We start from the raw sequence: 18,070 nt of genomic DNA, 5'->3' as shown, positions 1-18,070 counted from the left end.
TCACCGCCCCTCGCCGGACCGCTGTGCCAGGATGCGCCCGACGAGCCGCCCCAGGTCCTGGAAGGTGTTCTGCTTCTCGAGCAGGCTGCGGACCCCGGCGCGGCGCGCCTCGTCGCGCAGTTCGTCGGTGATGTAGCCCGAGCTGATCACCACCGGCAGGCCCGGCGACAGCTTCGCCAGCTCGTGGGCCACGTCGAGGCCCGAACATTCCGGCATGTTGAAGTCGGTGACGACGAAGTCGAAGTCGCCCGGGTGGTCGCGCACCGCCACGAGGGCGGCCTGGGGGTCCTGGTAACCCGACACGCGGTAGCCGCAGCGCTCGAGCAGGCGCTCGACCATGACCACCATGGTCTCGTCGTCGTCCACGTAGAGCACGTGTTCGCCATGGCCGCCGATCAGGCCTTGCGCGAGGGCGTCGTCGTCGTCTCCCGGGCCCGACGACGGCGGGTCGGTGACGGGGAAGTACAGGTGGAACGTGCTGCCCTCGCCCGGCGCGCTGTCGACGGACATCGCGCCGTGGTGGGCGTTCAGGATGCCGTGCACCACCGACAGCCCGAGCCCGGTGCCCTGCCCCACCGGCTTCGTCGTGAAGAACGGTTCGAAGATGCGCGCGCGGGTGGCGTCGTCCATCCCGACACCGGTGTCGCGCACCCAGAGGTGGGCGTACGGGCCGGGCGGTGCGCCCCCGAGGCGCTGCGACTGGCTCAGGTCGAGCGTGACGGCGTCGAGCCCCACGGTGATGCCGCCCGTGCCATCCTTCAGCGCATGCCAGGCGTTCGTGCAGAGGTTCATCAGCACCTGCTGCAGCTGCGTCGCGTCGGCCAGCACGTGCAGCGCCTCGTCGGCGAGTGCCACGTCGAAGTCGATGCCGGCGGGCAGGGTCGCGCGCAGGAGCTGGCGCGTCTCCTCCACGATCGGCCGCAGCGGCTGGACCACCAGCTCCTGCGGCTCGCGCCGGCTGAAGGTGAGGATCTGCTGCACGAGGTTGCGCGCGCGCAGGCTGGCCTTGTGGATCTCGGCGAGGCACGCGGCCGCCGCATGGCCCTCGCCCACCTCGGCCTGGGCGAGCGCGAGGTTGCCGAGGATGGCCCCCAGGATGTTGTTGAAATCGTGCGCGATGCCGCCGGCGAGGGTCCCGATGGATTCCATCTTCTGCACGTCGCGCAGCTGCACCTGGAAGCGGCGCAGGTCGGCCTCCGCGGCACGGCGGTCGGTGATGTCGGTCATCGCCACGCGCACGAGCGGCGGCCCGGCGAGTCCGCCCACCCGCATGCAGTCGAGCTGCACATGCAGGGGCAGCCCCTCGCGGCCCCGCAGGGCCAGCTCCAGGCGCTGCCGCGTGCCGTGGTGCAGCGAATGCACGAAGTGCTCGTACCAGCGGTCGGTGTCGGCCGGTTGCACGAACAGCACGAACCGCCCGCGCAGCAACTGGTCGCGCGCGGTGCCGAGCATCTCCGCCCCGGTCAGGTTGACCTGCTCGATCAGCCCTTCGGGCGACAGCGTCAGGAACCCGACGGGGGCGGATTCGTAGAGGTCGACGTACAGGTCGCGCGAGAGCTCCAGGTCCTGCTGCCCCTTGCGGTGGTCCGCGCGGATCAGGGCCTGGTTCAGCTCGCGCTCCAGCACCGGGGCGAGGCGGGCGAGGTTCTGCTTCATCACGTAGTCGCTCGCGCCGGCCTTCATCGCCGCGACCGCCGTCTCCTCGCCGATGGTGCCGGAGACGAAGATGAACGGGATGTCGAGCCGCGCGATGCGGAACATCGCCAGCGCCTCGAGTCCGGTGAAGCGGGGAAGCCGGAAGTCCGACAGCACGGCATCCCAGCGCGCCTCCGCGAAGGCTGCCTGCAGCGACTCTCCGTCCTGCACCCTGCGCCAGTCCGGCTCGAACCCGCCCTGGCGGAGCATCCGCATCTCGAGCCGTGCGTCGTCGTCGTTGTCCTCGACGATGAGCACCCGGATCGCCTTGCCGCTCACGGCGCGGTCCTTTCGGGCGGGCTCTGGTTCATCATCAGCCAGTAGATGCCGAGCACCTTCACGGCGTCGAGGAACTCGGTGAAGTCGACCGGCTTGCGGACGTAGCTGTTCGCACCGAGCGAATAGCCCGAGATCAGGTCCTGCTCCTGCTTCGAGGAGGTCAGGATGACCACCGGCAGCAGCCGCGTGCGGTCGTCCTCGCGGATGGCCTTGAGCACGCCGAGACCGTCGAGCTTGGGCAGCTTCAGGTCGAGGATCACCAGCGCGGGCGGCGGCTCCGAGGCCCGCTCGGCGAAGGCCCCGCGGGCGAACAGGAAGTCGAGCGCCTCGATGCCGTCGCGGGCCACGACGATGGGGTTCATCACGTGGCTGCGCTTGAACGCACGCAAGGTGAGCATGGAGTCATCCGGGTTGTCCTCCACGAGCAGGATGACCTTGCTGGGTTCACTCATGGGCCGTCTCCTTGAGGGAAAAGAAGAATGTGGCGCCGCGGTCGGGCTCGGCCTGCACCCATGTCCGGCCCTCGTGACGGCGGACGATGCGGTGGACGATGGCGAGCCCGATGCCGGTGCCCGGGAACTCGGTTTCGTGGTGCAGGCGCTGGAAGGCGCCGAACAGCCGGTCGGCGTAGGCCATGTCGAAGCCCACGCCGTTGTCGCCGACGAAACAGGCGCGCTCCCCCTCGTGGTCGATGGCGCCCACGCGGATGCGCGGATGCGCGGTCTTGCCGGTGAACTTCCAGGCGTTCTCGAGCAGGTTCTGCATGGCGATCTGGATCAGCGCCTTGTCCGCGTGCACGTGGAGGTTCTCCTCGATGTCCCAGGTCACCCCGCGCTCCGGCTGCTGCTGCTCGAGCGATTCGGCGATCTCCCGGGCCATCTCGCTCAGGTTGACCGAACGCAGCCGCAGGTCCGCCCGCGTCACCCGCGACAGCCCCAGCAGTTCGTCGATCAGGCGGCCCATGCGCTGGCTGGCCGCGCGGATGCGCTGCAGGTAGTCCTGGGCCTCCGCGTCGAGCCGGTCCCCGTAGTCCTCGAGCAAGGCCTGCGAGAAGCCGTCCATGCTGCGAAGCGGGCCGCGCAGGTCGTGGGACACGGAATAGCTGAAGGCCTCGATCTCCTGGTTCAGCGACGCGAGTTCCTGGTTGCTCCGCTCGATCTGCGCGAACGAGGCGCGCAGCGACTGCGTCATCGCATCGAAGTTGCGGGACATCTCGCCCACCTCGTCCCGGCTGCCGACATCGAAGCGCTGCCCCCAGTTGCCGGCGGCCACCTCGCGCGTGGCCCGCTCCAGGCGGCGGATCGGCGCGAGCACGTTGCGGTTGATCAGCCAGGCGCCGGCCACGGTGGTCAGGGCGATCATCGCGAGGCCCGCGGCGATGACCACCACCACGCGGTCCTGCGCCACGCTGATGCGGCCGGTGGCGTGGTCGGTGAGGCGGAAGGTGTCGGCCACGTTCTCCTGCTGCAGCATCAGCAGCCGGTTGGTGAGCTGGTCCTCGTAACGGCGCTGGGTGTCGGCATCGACGCCGCCCCCGCCGCCCGACGAGGCCACCAGTTCCTCGAACAGGCGGTGCGACGCCGCGTTCCGCTCCCGCAGGTCGACCAGCACCGCCTGCGGTTCGGGATCGGTGAACGGATGCATCGACAACAGAGCACCGACCCGCTGCGACGCGAGGTGCTCCTGCTGCCGCGCCCGTTCCTGGCGGTGGAGGATGTACTCGTACGTCACGAGGCGAACGCCGACCAGTCCGTGCGCGAGCTCCATGGCCTGGCGCCGCTGGTGATGGGCGTCGAGCACCTCGGTGTTGGCCCACCAGATCATGCCGCTGATCAGGCCGATGGCCACCAGCGCCGTGGAGGCGGCCACCCAGGCCTTGGTGCTGATCTTCATGCCGCGCTCCGCGCTATCGGACCACGGTGACGCGATCGGGCGCCACCGCCAGCAGCGTGTCGAGGTGCAGCTGCCGCAGGAAGTCGGGCAGCGGGCCGGCCGGCGCATGGCCCCTCGCCATCGCCCAGCGCGATTCGTCCTCCAGCGTGACGAGCTGCGACTGCCGGAGGTCGACGCGAAGGGTCAGGCCGCCCCACACAGGCGCCAGCCGCTCCAGCGGAAGGTCCAGCGCGGCGGCGAGCACCGCACGGGCGCGGCCGGGGTCGGCATGGACCATGCCCTCGGCCCGCAGCAGCGCCCGCACCAGCCGCGCCATGGTCTCGGGCTGTGCCTGCATCCACTCGATGCGGCCCACGACCAGGTGCGTCACCGTGTAGGCATCGCCTTCCGGAAACAGCGCGCCGTTGTTCCCGAGCGCGGCCATCGCCCCCGCCCGGAGCGGCTCCCACGTGGCGATGGCATCGACCCCGCCCTCGGTGAGTTCCTCCACGATGCGCCGCGGCGGCACGTCCACCCAGGTGATCGCCCCGGGCGGCAGGCGGTTGCGGATCAGGAAGGCCCACAGGAAGTACTCGCCACTGGTGCCGAGGCTGACGCCCACACGCTTGCCCGTCAGGTCCCGTGGGCCGGCGATCCCGCGGTCGTGGCGCGCCACCACGGCCATCTCTTCGGAGGCGCTGGCCACGCTGGCCGCCACGCCCAGCCGTTCGCCCTTGAGCACCGCGATGACGAAGGGCACCTCCGCGGCCGTGGCCAGGTCGGCCTCGCCCGCCAGCACCAGGTCGAGGGCGGCCTTGCCGTGGGTGACCCGCTTGAACGTGACGTCGAGGCCCTCGGCCACGAAATGACCTTCGGCCGCCGCGATGTGGAGCAGCGCGGCATGCGGCGTGGAGGGCACGGCGATGGTGAGGCGCGCGTGGGGCATCGGCACCCCGGGGCCCGCGGCCCCCGAGAGGCCCAGCCGGATGGCGGCGAGCACGGCCAGCGACACGAGCACGGCCACGCCCCACCTGACGGCTGGGGCCCACGGCCCTGATCGACCGGTGCCGTTGGTCATACCTCCCCCTTTCCGCGTGACGACAGCGAACTGCACCGCGTCCAAGAGTGCCGCATCGGAAACCGGGGACGACTATGGCCCGCCCCTCCCCGTGTTGCAAGCTGTAAGTGTTGACAGCTGCACGCGCCTGTCCGCCACGCGCACGATGTCGACCGGTTTCGGGGCGCCGTGCCCGGCCGGCTTTCGCCACACGGCACCCGCCCCACCCCCAGGGAGCCCGCGATGACCCCCACCGCCGCCGCGCCGCGAGCGCCGTTCCTCGTGATGGCCCATCACCGGTCGGGCTCGAACTTCCTGAACGACCTGCTGCAGGCCCACCCGCAGCTCGAATGCCTGAACGAGCCACTGTCCATGCACACCGACTTCTTCCGGTGCCGCGACCTCGAGCTCTGGCGCGGCGGCGACTACGAGCCCGGCCACCTGCACCCGTCTCTGGCGGCGGATCCACAGCTGCGCGAATTCCTCGTCGATTTCCGCGACTACCTGCTGCAGTCGAACGACCGGCGTGTGGTCGGTTTCAAGGAGACGGTGCTCTTCGGCAAGCTCGGCTGGATCAAGGCGTTCCTGCCTCCGCTCAAGGTGCTGCTGCTGGTGAGGGACCCCTATGCCGTCGTGTCGTCGGTGTTGCGCACGCGGCTGCTGCCCTTCTGGAACTACGCGCGCTTCGTGCCCCCCGCGTTCGCGGCGCTGCATCCCGGATACCGGTGCCAGGGCGCGTCGGCCGATCCGGGCGTGCAGGCCGCCGAGGTCGTCGCGATGAGCGTCGCGGTGCGCCACGACCTCGCCCGCCGCAGCCTCGGCCAGTTCGATCACCTCGAAGTGCGCCTCGCCGACCTGATGCGCGACCCGGAGCCCGTGCTGTCGGCCATCGCCGGGTTCCTCGAGGTCGAGCCCGACGGCAGCCCGCTCGCCTTCGCCCGCCATCGCCAGGCCGAGACGCGAGGGGGCCTGTTCTCGTCCTTCCGCGCCGCCGACGATGTCGAGAACACCTGGCGGCGCGACCTCGCGCCCGAGCAGGTGCGGGTGGTCTCCGACGTGCTCTCGTGCGCATGAACTCGCCGGCCCTCCGCGACTACCTCGACGCGGCAGTGCCGTTCCGGCCCGCGCGAACGGAGCCCGGCGGGCCACGCCGGGTGCGCGTGGCCCGCACGCTGTTCACCTGCGGCCTCGCGGCCGAGGTGCTCAACGCGATCGGCGCCCCGCCCGAGACCGGCTCCACCTACCGGCTGGTGAACGTGCACAACCCGCAGCGCGCCCTGCACTGTGCCGGCGATCTCCACCGCTGGACCTGCGAGCCCGGCCGAGAGCACCATCCCGCACCCGGCATCAACTGGGCCGGAGCCGCCTTGATCTGCGCCCACCTCGGCGCACGCCTTCCCCGCGTGGACGAGTGGGTGTGTTTCGCGTCGAACAACGACCCGTCGCGCCACTACCCCTGGGGCAACGACCCGCCCTCGGACACCCTCGCCAACTTCGGCGAACACCAGGGCGGCACCACGCCGGTGGGCCGTTTCCCCGCCACCGACCTCGGCCTGTTCGACGTGGCCGGCAACCTCGACGAATGGTGCGGCGACGCGGACACCCGCAACCCGTTCGAGCGGGTGGTCAAGGGTGGGGCCTGGAGCAAGGACGCCCACCACCTCGCGATCTCGTGCCACCGCAGCAAGTGGGCCCGGCTGGGCACCACCACCATCGGCTTGCGCCCCGTCTGGGACGACTGACCGCGCCGGCCATTCCAGGAGGACCCGCGATGCGACTCGCCATCTTCGACCTCGACGACACCCTGATCGATTTCGCCGCCACCCGCGAGGCCGCCTACGCCTGCCTGTCGGCCCGCGTCGCCGAAGCCGGCCTCGACGGCGCGGCCTTCGTGGCCGCGTGCCGGCCGGTCGACCGGCCCATCTTCGCGCGGTTCGAACGGGGCGAACTCACACGCGACGAGTACCGCCTGCGGCGCTTCAGCGAACCGCTCGCGAGCCTCGGCGCCCCGCCCGATCCGGACCTGGTCGCCCACCTGAACCAGCTGTTCATGGCCTGCGTGAACGACCGGCCGATGCTGTACCCCGACGCACTGCCGGTGCTCGCGCGCCTGCGCGCGGCGGGCATCCCCACCGCGATCCTGACCAACGGCCCGTCCGACGGTCAGCGCCGCAAGCTCGCCGCCACGGGGCTGGCGCAGGCGGTGGACCACATCGCCATCGGCGAAGAGACGGGCTTCAGCAAACCACTGGCCCGCGCCTACCACGCGGTCGCCGACCACTTCGCCGTGGCGCCGGCGCAGGCGTGCATGGTGGGCGACTCCCCCGAACTCGACTACGACGGCGCGCGCCAGGCCGGCCTCCAGGCCCTGCTGCTCGACCGCGACGCACGCCATCAGGGTGGCCCGCGCGAGGCCATCGGGTCGCTCGACGCGGTGCCGTCGGCCTGCCGCTGACGACGCTCAGGGCAACTCGATCAGGTGCCGTTTCGGCGAGACCGCCTGCCACCGCGCGTGGTCCGGCAACGGCGGCTTGCGCGACGTGATGGGACGCCATGCCGGGTCGCGGGCGAACTGTGCATTGAGCGCGATGTACGGCCGCTGGGCCTCGGTCACGTCGGTGGCGTTCACGATGGCATCCACCGGGCACTCGGGCACGCACACCGAGCAGTCGATGCAACCCTCGGGGTCGATCGCCACGAAGTTCGGGCCCTCGACGAAACAGTCCATGGGGCACACGTCGACACAGTCGGTGTGCTTGCAGGCGACGCAGGATTCGGTGACGACGAAGGGCATTCTGGAAGGTGGGTCAGCAGGCGAACGATTCGCGCAGGCCCGCATCATGCGGCACGGTCAGCGACACGCTGGTGACGGCGATGTCGAGCCGGGCCCGGTTGGCGAAGTGCAGTTCGACGCGCGAGGCCTCGGCGAGTTCCGCCGGCAGCGGCAGCTGCGCCAGCCCCACGCCGTGCGCGACCACACGGCCGTCCACGAGCCGGCCGATGAGTTGTTCGCCGGGCGCAGGCCAGGGCCCGCCCCGGCACACAAGGACCACCCCGGCCACGTGGCCCTGGCGTTCGCCGCTGAAGGTGGTGGTGTCGGGCTCCGACACGTTCGCCGCGGCGAAACGCACGCGCAGCGTGTCGCCCTGGACCTCGACCCCCGCCACCTCGGAGTCGGCGAACCCGAAGCGCCGCGTCATGGTGCGGGCGCGATGACCGCGCCCTTCTCGGCCAGCAGCGCCCGCAGCACCGAGCGGTGGCAGCGCGCTTCGTTGTCGCAGTAGCAGCCGACGGAGAAGTCGGCGTGGTGCGACAGCGCGGCCAGCACGTCGAGCGTGCGGTCGTTCTCGGGCACCTTCATCTCGCCGCGGTACTTGCGCACGAAGGCGTTCCACGCGGCCTCGGTTTCGGCGCCCTGACCCTGTTTCATCGTCTCGGCCGACGGCGCGAGGTTCGGGTACCAGACGTCGTACCAGCCGTCCGCGGCGAACCGTTCCTTCGGCACCCCGCGCGGCGGGCGCCGCACCGTGCCGATCCGCGTCCCCTCGCCGGCCGCCCGCGGGCTGCCCAGTTGCACCACTCGCACCCCCACGATCCACCCTCCCCGTGCCGCCGCGGCACATGCCCGATTGTCTTCGCCCCGCAGGTCGCCGATACTGTACGCCCATACAGCCGACTTTCCGGCCGCTCCCGTGACCGATCCCGCCCCGCGCCGCCTCATCGCCCACCTCGACATGGACGCCTTCTACGCGTCGGTCGAACTGCTGCGCTACCCCGACCTGCGCGGCCAGGCGGTGGTGATCGGCGGCGGGCGCGACAGCCAGCCCGTGCTGCAGCCCGACGGCACGCGCCGCTACTTCCACCTGCGCGACTACACCGGCCGCGGTGTCATCACCACGTCCACCTACGAGGCGCGCGCGCTGGGCGTGCATTCGGCCATGGGCACCATGAAGGCGGCACAGCTCGCGCCCGACGCCATCCTGCTCCCGGTCGACTTCGACGAGTACCGCCGCTACTCGCGGCTCTTCAAGGCCGCGGTGCGCGCCATCGCCCCGCAGGTGGAAGACCGCGGCATCGACGAGATCTACATCGACCTCACCGACATCCCCGGCGCGCTCGAAGACGGCGGCCGTGCCGTGGGCGAGCAGCTGCGCCAAGCCGTGTTCGACGCCACCGGACTCACCTGTTCGGTGGGCATCACGCCCAACAAGCTGCTGTCGAAGATCGCTTCCGAACTCGACAAACCCGACGGCCTCACGCTGCTGACGGCCGACGACATCCCCACGCGCATCTGGCCCCTGGCCGCGAAAAAGGTCAACGGCATCGGCCCGAAGGCCAACGAGAAGCTCGCCGCCCTCGGCATCGTCACCATCGGCGACGTGGCCGCGGCCGATCCCGCCTTCCTCGTCGAACACTTCGGCCGCAGCTACGGCGCCTGGCTGCACGCCGCGTCGCACGGGCGCGACGACCGGCCGGTGGTGCTGTTCTCGGAGCCGAAGTCCATCAGCCGCGAGACCACCTTCGAGCGCGACCTGCACGCCGTGCGCGACCGCGCCGTGCTCACCGAGATCTTCACCACGCTGTGCGTGAAGCTCGCGGGCGACCTCGAACGCAAGGGCTACGCGGCCAAGACCATCGGCCTGAAGCTGCGCTTCGACGACTTCCGCATCGTCACGCGCGACATCACGCTGCCCGCCCACACCTTCGACGCCCGCACCATCCGCCGCGCCGCGGGCGAATGCCTCAAGCGCGTGGACCTCGGCCGGCGCATGCGGCTGCTGGGCGTGCGCGCGGGCAACCTCGCGCGGCTGAGCGACCTGCTTCGACCCGCCACGCCCCCGGCGCCGCTGTCGGTGCAGGAGCCACTCGCCGACTTCCTGTCGCCCATGCCCCTGTTCGATCCACCTGGGGATTGACGGCGACACTGCCAACAATTCACGCTTTGTGGGCCCATGATGCGCTTCCGCGCATCCGGCGCCCGGCGAGCCGACTAGTTCCGGGCAGAACCACCCCCCGTGAGGACGCCCCATGCGACAACCGCTCCAGCACTTCGCCACCACCTGCGCCACCTGCCTCGCCCTTTCGGCAGGCGCGGCACAGGCCCAGCAGGCTCCCCCCCTCCTCCAGCCCGGCAACGGCAAGCTGCTGCTCACCGGCGGGGTCAGCAGCATCGATGGCGCGGCCGGCGGTGGCCTGACCCCCTGGGCCGTCACGGGCGGCTACGCCACGGCCGGCGAGGTCGGTGCCACCGCCTTCGTGACCCGCGTGGTCGTGAAGGACTACGCCCTCACCGGCTACGGCGTGGCCGTGTCCGCACTCGACCGCGTGGAGTTCTCGCTCGCCCGCCAGGACTTCAAGACCTATTCGAACCTCGCGCCGCTGAGCCCCGCCTTGGCGGGACTGCACCTGAAGCAGGACATCGCCGGCCTGAAGGTGCGCCTCGCCGGCGACGCCGTGCTCGACAGCGACCGCTGGATGCCGCAGGTGGCCGCCGGCCTCGAGTACAAGCACCTCGACGCCGGCCCGCTCGCGCCCGTGCTCGCGTCGCTGGGCGCGGACGACCACGGGGTCGACGTCTACCTCAGCGCGACCAAGCTCTTCCTCGCCCAGGCCGTGCTCGTCAACGCCACGCTCCGCGCCACGAAGGCCAACCAGAACGGCCTGCTCGGCTTCGGCAGCACGGCCCACGACGGCTACAAGCTGATGCCCGAGGTGTCGGTGGCCTGGCTGCCGCGCAAGGACGTGGCCCTCGGCGCCGAGTACCGCATGAAACCCGACAACCTGAACCCGTCGCCGTTCGGTGCCGGGTTGAAGGAAGACGACTGGAAGGACGTGTTCGTCGCGTGGGCGCCGTCCAAGCACCTGTCGCTCACGCTCGCCTGGGTGGACCTCGGGCGCATCGCCCCGGCACTGGTGCCCGACCGCCAGACCGGTGTGTACTTCTCGGCCCAGGTGGCCTACTGACACGGGACCTCGACATGACCGCCTCGTTTTTCCGCTGGCTCGCCACCGCTGCGCTGTGCCTCGCCGGCACCGTGAACGCGCAGTCCCCCGACGACACGCTCTATCACCAGCTCGGCGAAAAGCCGGGCCTCGCCGTGCTGATGGACGACTTCGTCGCCCGCCTGCTCACCGACCCGCGTTTGGCCCCGTTCTTCAAGGACGTGGATCAGGCCCACCTGAAGAAGCAGCTGGTGGACCAGTTCTGCGAGGTGTCCGGCGGCCCCTGCAAGCTCGTGGGCCCGGACATGAAGACGGCGCACGCCGGCATCGACGTGACGAAGCGCGACTTCAACGCGCTCGTCGAGGTGCTGCAGCAGAGCATGGACGCGCGGGGCATCGCGTTCTCCACCCAGAACCGCCTGCTCGCCCGGCTGGCGCCGATGCACCGCGAGATCGTCAACACCCCATGACCACCACCCCCTCCCCCCGCCTCGCCCTCGTGCTGATGCTCGGCCTGCTCGTGTCGGGCGCGGCCCGCAGCGCCGACGTGATGGTCAGTGTCACCGGCCAGGACGGCCAGCCCGCACGCGATGTCGTCGTGTGGGTCGTGGGCCCGCCCAAGCCCGCGGCCGCCCCCATCCCCAACGGCGCGCCTCCCGCCGAGCCGGTGCTGATCGAGCAGCTCGGCATGCAGTTCCAGCCTGCGGTGACTGTCGTGCGCACGGGCACGGTGGTGCGGTTCACCAACCGCGATCCGTACGACCACCACATCCGCTCGGTGCCGTCCGGCCCGCTGGGCGCCGAGCCGCCCGCGAAGGCCATCGAGCTGCGCCTCGCGGCCGACGACCCGAAGGCCCGCAGCGCCGACATCGTCGCCGACAAGGCCGGCATCACGGGCCTCGGCTGCCACCTGCATTCGTCGATGCGCGGCACGCTGTTCGTCACCGACGCGCCGGCCTTCGCGAAGACCGACACCCGCGGCATCGCCACGCTGTCGGGCTTGCCGGAAGGGCCGGTGGAGGTCCGCCTCTGGCACGCCGAACAGTTCTCCGGGCAGACGGCGCGCCAGGTCACCGTCGAAAAGACGGGCACGGCCGCCACCGCGCAGTTGAACTTCTCGCCGCGCCGGCGGCGTTGACGCCTCACCCGCCCAGGCTCACCCCGTCCATCGACCGGAGGTGGGCCTCCAGCGCCGCGATGGCGTGGCGCACCTTCGCCGGCTGGTTCTCGCGCTGCGGCGTCACGGCCCACACCGGGATGCCCGGCAGCCGCCACTCGGGCAGCAGGCGCACGAGGCGGCTCGACCGCAGGTCCTCGTCCACGTCGGGCACGGTCATCACCGCCACGCCCAGCCCCGCCACGCACATCTGCTGCAGGGTGAGCTGGTTGTTGCTGGCGATGCGCGCGTCCAGCCGCAGGGTCTGTTCCTCGCCGTCCGGCCCGGTCATCGTGAACTGCAACACCGCGCCATCGCGCGAGCCCACCATCCACTGATGGGCGTGCAGGTCGGCCGGGCTGCGCGGCATGCCGTGGCGCCGCAGGTAGTCGGGTGAAGCGCACAGCCCCCACTCGAACTCGCACAAGCGGCGGGCCGCCCAGGTGGAGTCGGCGAGGCGGCCGGCGCGCAGGGCGAGGTCGATGCGGGCATCGATCAGGTCGATCATCGCGTCGTCCACCAGCAGCCGCAGCGTGAGCGCGGGGTTCGCGGCCAGCAGCGGCGCCAGCGCCGGGGCCACGTGGCGGGCGAACCCGACCGGCGCCGACAGGCGCAGTTCGCCCGATGGCGCGTCGTGCGCCAGCGTCAGCTGCTGGCGGGCCGAATCCGCCGCCTCGACCATCGCCACGCAATGTGCGGCGAACCGGGCTCCGGCGTCGGTGGTGCTCAGCTTGCGGGTCGAGCGGGTCAGCAGCGTCACGCCGCTCTGCTGCTCGAGCGCCCGCACCTGCTGGCTCACCGCCGAGGTGCTGAGGCCCATGGCCCGCCCGGCCGCGCTCATCGACCCGTGGGTGACCACCGCCGCGAACACGGCCATGCGCTTGAGATCGTCCATTGTGAAGTTCAGCTAAAGAAACTTGTTCGATTTGACCGACTTCCGGGGCGATTGTGAAGCCCGTATCGTTCACCCATCGTCACTTCACTCCCCAAGGACTCCCCATGAAGATCGCCCTCATCGGTGGCACCGGCTTCGTCGGCTCGGCCGTGCTCGAAGAACTGCTGCAGCGTGGCCACCAGGTCACGGCGCTGGCCCGCGACCCGGCCAAGTACACGGCCCGCGACGGCCTGACCGTGGCGAAGGCCGACGTGCTCGACGCCGCCCAGGTGGCCGACGCCGTGCGCGGTGCCGACGCGGTCGTCAGCGCCTACAACCCCGGCTGGCAGGAACCGAAGATCCACGACATCTTCCTGCAGGGCACGCGCGCCGTGTTCGATGGCGTCAAGCGTGGCGGCGTGAAGCGCCTGCTGGTCGTCGGCGGCGCCGGCAGCCTGTTCGTGGCGCCGGGGGTTCAGGGCGTGGACACGCCCGAGTTCCCCGAGCAGTGGAAACAGGGCGCGCTGGCCGCCCGTGAGGCGCTGAACCTGATCCGCCTGGAAACGTCGCTCGACTGGACCTTCCTGTCGCCCGCCGCGATCCTGGAACCGGGCCCGCGCACCGGCAAGTTCCGCCTCGGCGGCGACCAGATGCTGATGAACGGCGACCACCCGGCGAAGATCTCGGTGACGGACCTGGCGGTGGCCATCGTCGACGAGATGGAGAAGCCGCAGCACGTGCAGAAGCGGTTCACGGCGGCGTACTGAAACGCCTTGTCCCGGCGAACTGCCCGCATGGACGGCCGCCCGGCGCTGCAGCCGCCGGGTGGCCACGCTCACCTCAGAGCTGCCGAGCCTCGAAGGTGTTGCACTGCTGCACGCTGCCCGTCGCCAGCCCCTTCTTGAACCACGTCACGCGCTGCGCGCTGGTGCCGTGGGTGAAGGTCTCGGGCTGCACGGTGCCCTGCGACTTGCGCTGCAGCGTGTCGTCGCCGATCTGCGAGGCGGCGTTGAGCGCCTCCTCGACGTCGCCCTCTTCCAGGATCTGGCGCGCCGCCTGCGCATGGTGGGCCCACACGCCGGCGAAACAGTCGGCCTGCAGCTCGAGGCGCACGCTCATCGCGTTCTGCTGCGCCTCGCTGACCCGACCGCGCATGCTGTCGATCTTGCTGGTGATGCCCATCAGGTTCTGCACGTGGTGGCCCACCTCGTGGGCGATCACGTAGGCCTGGGCGAAGTCGCCCGGCGCGCCCAGCCGCGTGCGCATGGTCTCGTAGAAGCTCAGGTCGATGTAGACCTTCTGGTCGCCCGGGCAGTAGAACGGCCCCATCGCCGCCTGGCCGGTGCCGCACGCCGTGGGTTCGCTGCCGCGGAACAGGCGCAGCTTGGGCTCGCGGTACGTGCCGCCCAGCGCCTTGAACTGCTCGCGCCACACGTCCTCGGTGTCGGCGAGCACGGTGGACACGAAGCGGGCCATCTGGTCGTCCGCCGGCGGCTTGCCGGCCGGGGCCTGCTGCTGCACCGGGGCCGGGCCGCCCCCGCCGCTCAGCAGCCCGAGCACGGTGAGCGGGTTGATGCCGAACACCCAACCAGCCACGAGCGCGATGGCGATGGTGCCGAGGCCGATGCCCCGGCCGCCGCCGATGGGGAACCCGCGCCCGCCGCCGCCACCGCTGCCGCGGGCGTCTTCCACGTTGTCGCTTTGCCGGTTGCCTTCCCACTTCATCGCAGACTCTCCCGTCGCCCGTGTGCTCGCTGGTTGTAGCGCGTTTCCGCCCGTTTGTCGCTAGGCGAGAGGCGGTGGTTCGGGGGCCCCGGTCGATTCGGCGATGAAGCGCGACAGGCCCATCGACCAGTCGGCCGACCCGGCGTCGACGTCGGAGAGCGCCTCCACCACCACCCCGGCGTCCGCCAGCATCTTGCTCGCCGCCTCGTTGACCCGCACCTGGTGCGACTTCTTCTCGAGGTACACCACCCGGCGGATGCCCACCTGGATGATCGACTGCACGCACTTCGGGCACGGGAACTGGGTCGCGTAGATCGTGCAGTTGGTGAGCGGCAGCACGACGCAGTTCAGGATGGCGTTGACCTCGGCGTGCACGATGTAGCTGTGGCGGGACAGGAACGGGTCGCTGTCGTCGTCCATCCAGTACGTCTCGTCGTGGTCGGAGCAGCCGCGCGGCAGGCCGTTGTAGCCCACGCCGACGATCTTGTTGTCGGGGCTCACCACGCAGGCGCCGTTGCGCTTGCGGGAGTCCTTCGACCGCGCCGAAGCCAGCAAGGCCACGCCCATGAACATCGAGTGCCAGTGAATCAGGGGGCTGTTGTCCATGACGGAATCGCGTGGTGGGAGGCAGGCGGGCGGACCCGGAGGCCTGGGAGTTTATCCGCCACAAGGCGGACGGCGCCTGAAACGGCGCGCGGCTTCGGTACCATCACGGTCACCCGGAATCCCATGACCCTCCTCCAAAGCCTCCTCGTCATCGCCGTGCTGATCGCGGTGAGCGCGTTCTTCGCGCTCGCCGAGATCTCGCTCGCCGCGTCCCGCCGCCTCCGCCTTCGCCAGATGGCCGACGAGGGCGACCCCCGCGCCGAGCGGGTGCTGCGCCTGCAGGAGCAGCCGGGGCCGTACATCACGGTGGTGCAGATCGGGCTGAACGGCGTCGCCATCCTGGGCGGCGTGGTGGGCGAAGGATCGCTCACCCCGTACTTCGCCCGGTTCTTCGAGCTGTGGTTCACGCCCGAGACCAGCCAGGGCCTCGGGTTCGGCGCGTCGTTCGTCACGATCATCGCGGTGTTCCTGATCTTCGCCGACCTGTTCCCCAAACGCCTGGGCATGAGCCAGCCCGAGCGCCTGGCGATGGTGCTGGCCGCGCCGATGCAGGTGCTGATCACCGCGCTGATGCCCGTCGTGTGGCTGTTCACCCGCAGCACCGACCTGCTCTTCAAGCTGCTGGGCCTGCACGCGCAGCGCGACGACCGCATCACGTCGGCCGACATCCTCGCCATGGCCGAGGCCGGCGCCCAGGCGGGCGTGCTGGCCCTGCGCGAGCAGCAGGTCATCACCAACGTGTTCGAACTCGACACCCGGCTCGTGAGCAGCGTGATGACCTCGCGCGACCGTATCGCCTGGTTCCTGCGCGACGACGCCGAATCGGTGCTGCGCGCCCGCATCGTCGCCGAGCCCTTCTCGGCCTACCCCGTCTGCCGGGACGACATCGACCACGTGCTGGGCTACGTCGACGCGAAGGAGATGTTCCAGCGCGTGCTGAGCGGCCAGCCGCTGTCGTTCGACGCCGGGCTCACGCTGCACAAGGCGCTCGTGATCCCCGACCGCCTGTCGCTCACCGAGGTGCTGGAGCAGTTCCGCCAGGCCCACGAAGACTTCGCCATCGTCGTCAACGAATACAGCCTCGTCGTGGGCGTCATCACCCTCAACGACGTGATGAGCACGGTGATGGGCGACCTCGTCGGCCCCTCCGACGAGGAGCAGCAGATCGTGCGCCGCGACGAACACTCGTGGCTGATCGACGGCCTCACGCCCATCCAGGACGTGCAGCGGGCGCTCGACATCGACACCCTGCCCCACGCCGAGGAATACGAGACCCTCGCCGGCTTCCTGATGGTGATGCTGCGCCGCGTGCCCAAGCGCACGGACACGTTCAGCTGGGGCGGGTACTGCTTCGAGGTGCTGGACGTGGACAGCCATCGGATCGACCAGGTGATGGTCACCCGGACGCCCGCCTGAACGAGAAACACGCTGTCATCCCGGCGGAGGCCGGGACCCTGTGCGGACGCCGAAGGTCCCGGCCTCCGCCGGGATGACATCTTCTCGAGGGAGCTGTTTCAGTTCGCTTCGAGCCGCGTCACCAGTGCCTCGAGCCTCGGCCGGATCTCCACCCCCATCCGCATCTGCGGATTCGACGGCCCGTCGCTCTTCCCCGCCTCCTTCTCCCGCCGGTCGATGACCGGCAGTGCCGCGGCGAAAGCGGCCTCGAACGAGCGGGTCTTGCGCAGCTGCTCGTCGTACATCGCCCGCCCGAAGAAGGTCAGCTCCGACTTGCGGCCGCAGCCGTACGACGTGTGCGTGGCGTCGGCGGCCGTCAGCACCAGCGTGCCGGGCGCCTCGAGCGCGGGGATCCACGACCCCGAGAAGCAGGCCGAGATCGAGATCACGGCGTAGCGGACGCCGGCGTCGTCGAGCCAGCGGCGCAGGTCGGCCGGGGTGACCTCGGCCACGGACAGCGGCTCGAAGCCGGCGGCCAGCCGGCCGTCGCGGGCGCCGTGGGACGTGAGGTGCAGGAAGAGGATGTCCTCGTCGCGGTCCATCCGCGCGGCCATGCGGTCGATGGCCCGCTGCAGGTTGAGCGGCGTCGCCCAGGGCACGGTGCCGAGCGTGCTGGCGTGGTTCTGCAGGTTCATGCGCCGTCCGGCGGTGTCGAAGCGGTCGTCGAGCATCCCGCCCACCATCTTCACCTCGCGGCTGAAGACGTCCTCGGAGGCGTACGGCGCGAACGTGATCGCGAACAGCTCGGTGACGCCGGGCCGTTGCGGCGCCACGCCGTCGAGCGCGTCGATCAGGCTGCGGGACTGGGCTTCGAGCGCGGCCTGGTCGGGCGCCATCGGTTCCGGCCAGGCTTCCGCACCGGCCGCATCGTCCATCACCGGACGCCAGGCATTCCCGGTGGGGAACAGCATGTAGCTGCCCCCCGCGGCCAGGACCAGGACGAGCACCATGGCGCGCGCCCCGCGCCCGGAAGCCATCGGCACCAGCAGCACGCCGGCTGCGGCCACGATCCAGACCTGGGCGACGCCCGCCACGCCCCAGGCGAACCAGTCCGGGCGAACGCCTTCGCGGAGGTACCCATGGATCAACAGCGCGAAGCCGGTCACGGAGAAGGCGCAGATGACGATCCACTGCACCAGCAGCCATCCGAACACGGTGGCGCCGTCACGGTCCGGCCGGGTGCGCACGGCGACCAGGCACGCGATCGCCATCCACAGCGTACCGAGCCAGCCCGTCCCGACCGCCCACCGGTGGAATTCCACCGGCCCCGGGGACATCAGCCAGCCGCCCCCCAGCACCAGCAGGATCAGCAACGCGAACAGCAGCGGCACGCCCCACGCAGGCACCGGCGGCGCATCGAGCCCCGGCCGGCGAAACACCAACGTCCTCAAACCATCCTTCAACACCC

The 18,070-nt window shown here is 70.8% G+C and carries 20 protein-coding genes; 9 read left to right on the top strand and 11 right to left on the bottom strand.

Annotated features, from left to right (window positions below; genetic code table 11):
* Genes A4W93_RS08000 through A4W93_RS07985 form a run of 4 tightly spaced genes read right to left on the bottom strand, consistent with a single transcriptional unit; the run spans window position 1 to window position 4,870 of the window.
* Window positions 1–1,974, bottom strand: coding sequence for a hybrid sensor histidine kinase/response regulator (locus A4W93_RS08000; RefSeq protein WP_085750118.1), 1,974 nt, complete (start codon window positions 1,972–1,974; stop codon window positions 1–3).
* Window positions 1,971–2,426 carry a response regulator gene (locus A4W93_RS07995; protein WP_085750117.1) on the bottom strand — a complete coding sequence of 152 codons (456 nt, stop codon included), beginning with the start codon at window positions 2,424–2,426 and terminating at the stop codon, window positions 1,971–1,973. The genes A4W93_RS08000 and A4W93_RS07995 overlap by 4 nt, the downstream gene beginning before the upstream one ends.
* Window positions 2,419–3,867, bottom strand: coding sequence for a sensor histidine kinase (locus A4W93_RS07990; RefSeq protein ID WP_169726518.1), 1,449 nt, complete (start codon window positions 3,865–3,867; stop codon window positions 2,419–2,421). The genes A4W93_RS07995 and A4W93_RS07990 overlap by 8 nt, the downstream gene beginning before the upstream one ends.
* Before the next feature lie 13 nt (window positions 3,868–3,880).
* Window positions 3,881–4,870 carry an ABC transporter substrate-binding protein gene (locus A4W93_RS07985; RefSeq protein ID WP_157782134.1) on the bottom strand — a complete coding sequence of 330 codons (990 nt, stop codon included), beginning with the start codon at window positions 4,868–4,870 and terminating at the stop codon, window positions 3,881–3,883.
* Between the two features lie 276 nt (window positions 4,871–5,146).
* Between A4W93_RS07985 and A4W93_RS07980 the strand changes: the two genes are divergently transcribed.
* The 3 genes from A4W93_RS07980 to A4W93_RS07970 are packed head-to-tail and all read left to right on the top strand — an operon-like array spanning window position 5,147 to window position 7,358.
* Window positions 5,147–5,977: a sulfotransferase gene (locus A4W93_RS07980; protein WP_085750114.1), complete on the top strand. Its 831-nt coding sequence runs from the start codon at window positions 5,147–5,149 to the stop codon at window positions 5,975–5,977.
* Window positions 5,974–6,645, top strand: a complete 672-nt coding sequence (locus tag A4W93_RS07975) for a formylglycine-generating enzyme family protein (RefSeq protein ID WP_157131614.1) — start codon at window positions 5,974–5,976, stop codon at window positions 6,643–6,645. The genes A4W93_RS07980 and A4W93_RS07975 overlap by 4 nt, the downstream gene beginning before the upstream one ends.
* 29 nt (window positions 6,646–6,674) lie before the next feature.
* Window positions 6,675–7,358, top strand: a complete 684-nt coding sequence (locus A4W93_RS07970) for an HAD family hydrolase (RefSeq protein ID WP_085750112.1) — start codon at window positions 6,675–6,677, stop codon at window positions 7,356–7,358.
* Window positions 7,359–7,364: 6 nt separating this feature from the next.
* On the opposite strand, the gene fdxA is transcribed toward A4W93_RS07970, so the two are convergent.
* The 3 genes from fdxA to A4W93_RS07955 are packed head-to-tail and all read right to left on the bottom strand — an operon-like array spanning window position 7,365 to window position 8,495.
* On the bottom strand, window positions 7,365–7,697 hold the full coding sequence (fdxA, locus tag A4W93_RS07965) for a ferredoxin FdxA (RefSeq protein WP_085750111.1): 333 nt from the start codon (window positions 7,695–7,697) through the stop codon (window positions 7,365–7,367).
* A 13-nt stretch (window positions 7,698–7,710) separates the two neighbouring features.
* Window positions 7,711–8,103, bottom strand: a complete 393-nt coding sequence (locus tag A4W93_RS07960) for a hypothetical protein (protein ID WP_085750110.1) — start codon at window positions 8,101–8,103, stop codon at window positions 7,711–7,713.
* Window positions 8,100–8,495, bottom strand: coding sequence for a DUF488 domain-containing protein (locus A4W93_RS07955; RefSeq protein ID WP_085750109.1), 396 nt, complete (start codon window positions 8,493–8,495; stop codon window positions 8,100–8,102). Before A4W93_RS07955 ends, A4W93_RS07960 begins: the two co-directional genes overlap by 4 nt.
* Before the next feature lie 142 nt (window positions 8,496–8,637).
* On the opposite strand from A4W93_RS07955, the gene dinB reads away from it, so the two are divergent.
* The 4 genes from dinB (at window position 8,638) to A4W93_RS07935 (ending at window position 11,984) form a co-directional block, all read left to right on the top strand.
* Complete coding sequence (gene dinB, locus A4W93_RS07950) at window positions 8,638–9,819, top strand: DNA polymerase IV (RefSeq protein ID WP_085754078.1); 1,182 nt, start codon at window positions 8,638–8,640, stop codon at window positions 9,817–9,819.
* A 112-nt stretch (window positions 9,820–9,931) separates the two neighbouring features.
* Window positions 9,932–10,867: a DUF3034 family protein gene (locus tag A4W93_RS07945; RefSeq protein ID WP_085750108.1), complete on the top strand. Its 936-nt coding sequence runs from the start codon at window positions 9,932–9,934 to the stop codon at window positions 10,865–10,867.
* A gap of 14 nt (window positions 10,868–10,881) precedes the next feature.
* Complete coding sequence (locus A4W93_RS07940; RefSeq protein WP_085750107.1) at window positions 10,882–11,316, top strand: group I truncated hemoglobin; 435 nt, start codon at window positions 10,882–10,884, stop codon at window positions 11,314–11,316.
* A complete protein-coding gene (locus tag A4W93_RS07935) occupies window positions 11,313–11,984 on the top strand; it encodes a cupredoxin domain-containing protein (RefSeq protein WP_085750106.1) in 672 nt (223 codons plus the stop codon). Before A4W93_RS07940 ends, A4W93_RS07935 begins: the two co-directional genes overlap by 4 nt.
* 4 nt (window positions 11,985–11,988) lie before the next feature.
* Here A4W93_RS07935 and A4W93_RS07930 read toward each other — a convergent pair whose 3' ends face one another.
* Entirely contained in the window at window positions 11,989–12,897 is a 909-nt protein-coding gene (locus tag A4W93_RS07930) for a LysR family transcriptional regulator (RefSeq protein ID WP_085750105.1), read from the bottom strand.
* A 104-nt stretch (window positions 12,898–13,001) separates the two neighbouring features.
* Here A4W93_RS07930 and A4W93_RS07925 point away from each other — a divergent pair, with 104 nt between their 5' ends.
* Window positions 13,002–13,643 carry an NAD(P)-dependent oxidoreductase gene (locus tag A4W93_RS07925; RefSeq protein ID WP_085750104.1) on the top strand — a complete coding sequence of 214 codons (642 nt, stop codon included), beginning with the start codon at window positions 13,002–13,004 and terminating at the stop codon, window positions 13,641–13,643.
* Window positions 13,644–13,716: 73 nt separating this feature from the next.
* On the opposite strand, the gene ypfJ is transcribed toward A4W93_RS07925, so the two are convergent.
* On the bottom strand, window positions 13,717–14,601 hold the full coding sequence (ypfJ, locus tag A4W93_RS07920; RefSeq protein WP_085750103.1) for a KPN_02809 family neutral zinc metallopeptidase: 885 nt from the start codon (window positions 14,599–14,601) through the stop codon (window positions 13,717–13,719).
* Between the two features lie 60 nt (window positions 14,602–14,661).
* On the bottom strand, window positions 14,662–15,207 hold the full coding sequence (locus tag A4W93_RS07915; protein WP_085750102.1) for a deoxycytidylate deaminase: 546 nt from the start codon (window positions 15,205–15,207) through the stop codon (window positions 14,662–14,664).
* A gap of 123 nt (window positions 15,208–15,330) precedes the next feature.
* Between A4W93_RS07915 and A4W93_RS07910 the strand changes: the two genes are divergently transcribed.
* Window positions 15,331–16,623, top strand: coding sequence for a polyamine export protein PaeA (locus A4W93_RS07910; protein WP_085750101.1), 1,293 nt, complete (start codon window positions 15,331–15,333; stop codon window positions 16,621–16,623).
* Between the two features lie 98 nt (window positions 16,624–16,721).
* Here A4W93_RS07910 and A4W93_RS07905 read toward each other — a convergent pair whose 3' ends face one another.
* Window positions 16,722–18,041: a C13 family peptidase gene (locus tag A4W93_RS07905; RefSeq protein WP_157782133.1), complete on the bottom strand. Its 1,320-nt coding sequence runs from the start codon at window positions 18,039–18,041 to the stop codon at window positions 16,722–16,724.
* Window positions 18,042–18,070 lie beyond the last annotated feature (29 nt).

The sequence above is a fragment of the Piscinibacter gummiphilus genome, from assembly GCF_002116905.1.
In the GTDB taxonomy this organism is placed as follows: Bacteria; Pseudomonadota; Gammaproteobacteria; order Burkholderiales; family Burkholderiaceae_C; genus Rhizobacter; species Rhizobacter gummiphilus.
This window is presented reverse-complemented; position numbering and strand designations above follow the sequence as displayed.

What these genes read in the sequence shown, in the direction of transcription:
- A4W93_RS07995 (WP_085750117.1), bottom strand. Translation starts at nt 2,426, where the DNA reads ATGAGTGAACCCAGCAAGGTCATCCTGCTCGTGGAGGACAACCCGGAT.
- A4W93_RS07990 (WP_169726518.1), bottom strand. Translation starts at nt 3,867, where the DNA reads ATGAAGATCAGCACCAAGGCCTGGGTGGCCGCCTCCACGGCGCTGGTG.
- A4W93_RS07980 (WP_085750114.1), top strand. Translation starts at nt 5,147, where the DNA reads ATGACCCCCACCGCCGCCGCGCCGCGAGCGCCGTTCCTCGTGATGGCC.
- A4W93_RS07975 (WP_157131614.1), top strand. Translation starts at nt 5,974, where the DNA reads ATGAACTCGCCGGCCCTCCGCGACTACCTCGACGCGGCAGTGCCGTTC.
- A4W93_RS07970 (WP_085750112.1), top strand. Translation starts at nt 6,675, where the DNA reads ATGCGACTCGCCATCTTCGACCTCGACGACACCCTGATCGATTTCGCC.
- fdxA (WP_085750111.1), bottom strand. Translation starts at nt 7,697, where the DNA reads ATGCCCTTCGTCGTCACCGAATCCTGCGTCGCCTGCAAGCACACCGAC.
- A4W93_RS07960 (WP_085750110.1), bottom strand. Translation starts at nt 8,103, where the DNA reads ATGACGCGGCGCTTCGGGTTCGCCGACTCCGAGGTGGCGGGGGTCGAG.
- dinB (WP_085754078.1), top strand. Translation starts at nt 8,638, where the DNA reads ATGGACGCCTTCTACGCGTCGGTCGAACTGCTGCGCTACCCCGACCTG.
- A4W93_RS07945 (WP_085750108.1), top strand. Translation starts at nt 9,932, where the DNA reads ATGCGACAACCGCTCCAGCACTTCGCCACCACCTGCGCCACCTGCCTC.
- A4W93_RS07940 (WP_085750107.1), top strand. Translation starts at nt 10,882, where the DNA reads ATGACCGCCTCGTTTTTCCGCTGGCTCGCCACCGCTGCGCTGTGCCTC.
- A4W93_RS07935 (WP_085750106.1), top strand. Translation starts at nt 11,313, where the DNA reads ATGACCACCACCCCCTCCCCCCGCCTCGCCCTCGTGCTGATGCTCGGC.
- A4W93_RS07930 (WP_085750105.1), bottom strand. Translation starts at nt 12,897, where the DNA reads ATGGACGATCTCAAGCGCATGGCCGTGTTCGCGGCGGTGGTCACCCAC.
- A4W93_RS07925 (WP_085750104.1), top strand. Translation starts at nt 13,002, where the DNA reads ATGAAGATCGCCCTCATCGGTGGCACCGGCTTCGTCGGCTCGGCCGTG.
- ypfJ (WP_085750103.1), bottom strand. Translation starts at nt 14,601, where the DNA reads ATGAAGTGGGAAGGCAACCGGCAAAGCGACAACGTGGAAGACGCCCGC.
- A4W93_RS07915 (WP_085750102.1), bottom strand. Translation starts at nt 15,207, where the DNA reads ATGGACAACAGCCCCCTGATTCACTGGCACTCGATGTTCATGGGCGTG.
- A4W93_RS07910 (WP_085750101.1), top strand. Translation starts at nt 15,331, where the DNA reads ATGACCCTCCTCCAAAGCCTCCTCGTCATCGCCGTGCTGATCGCGGTG.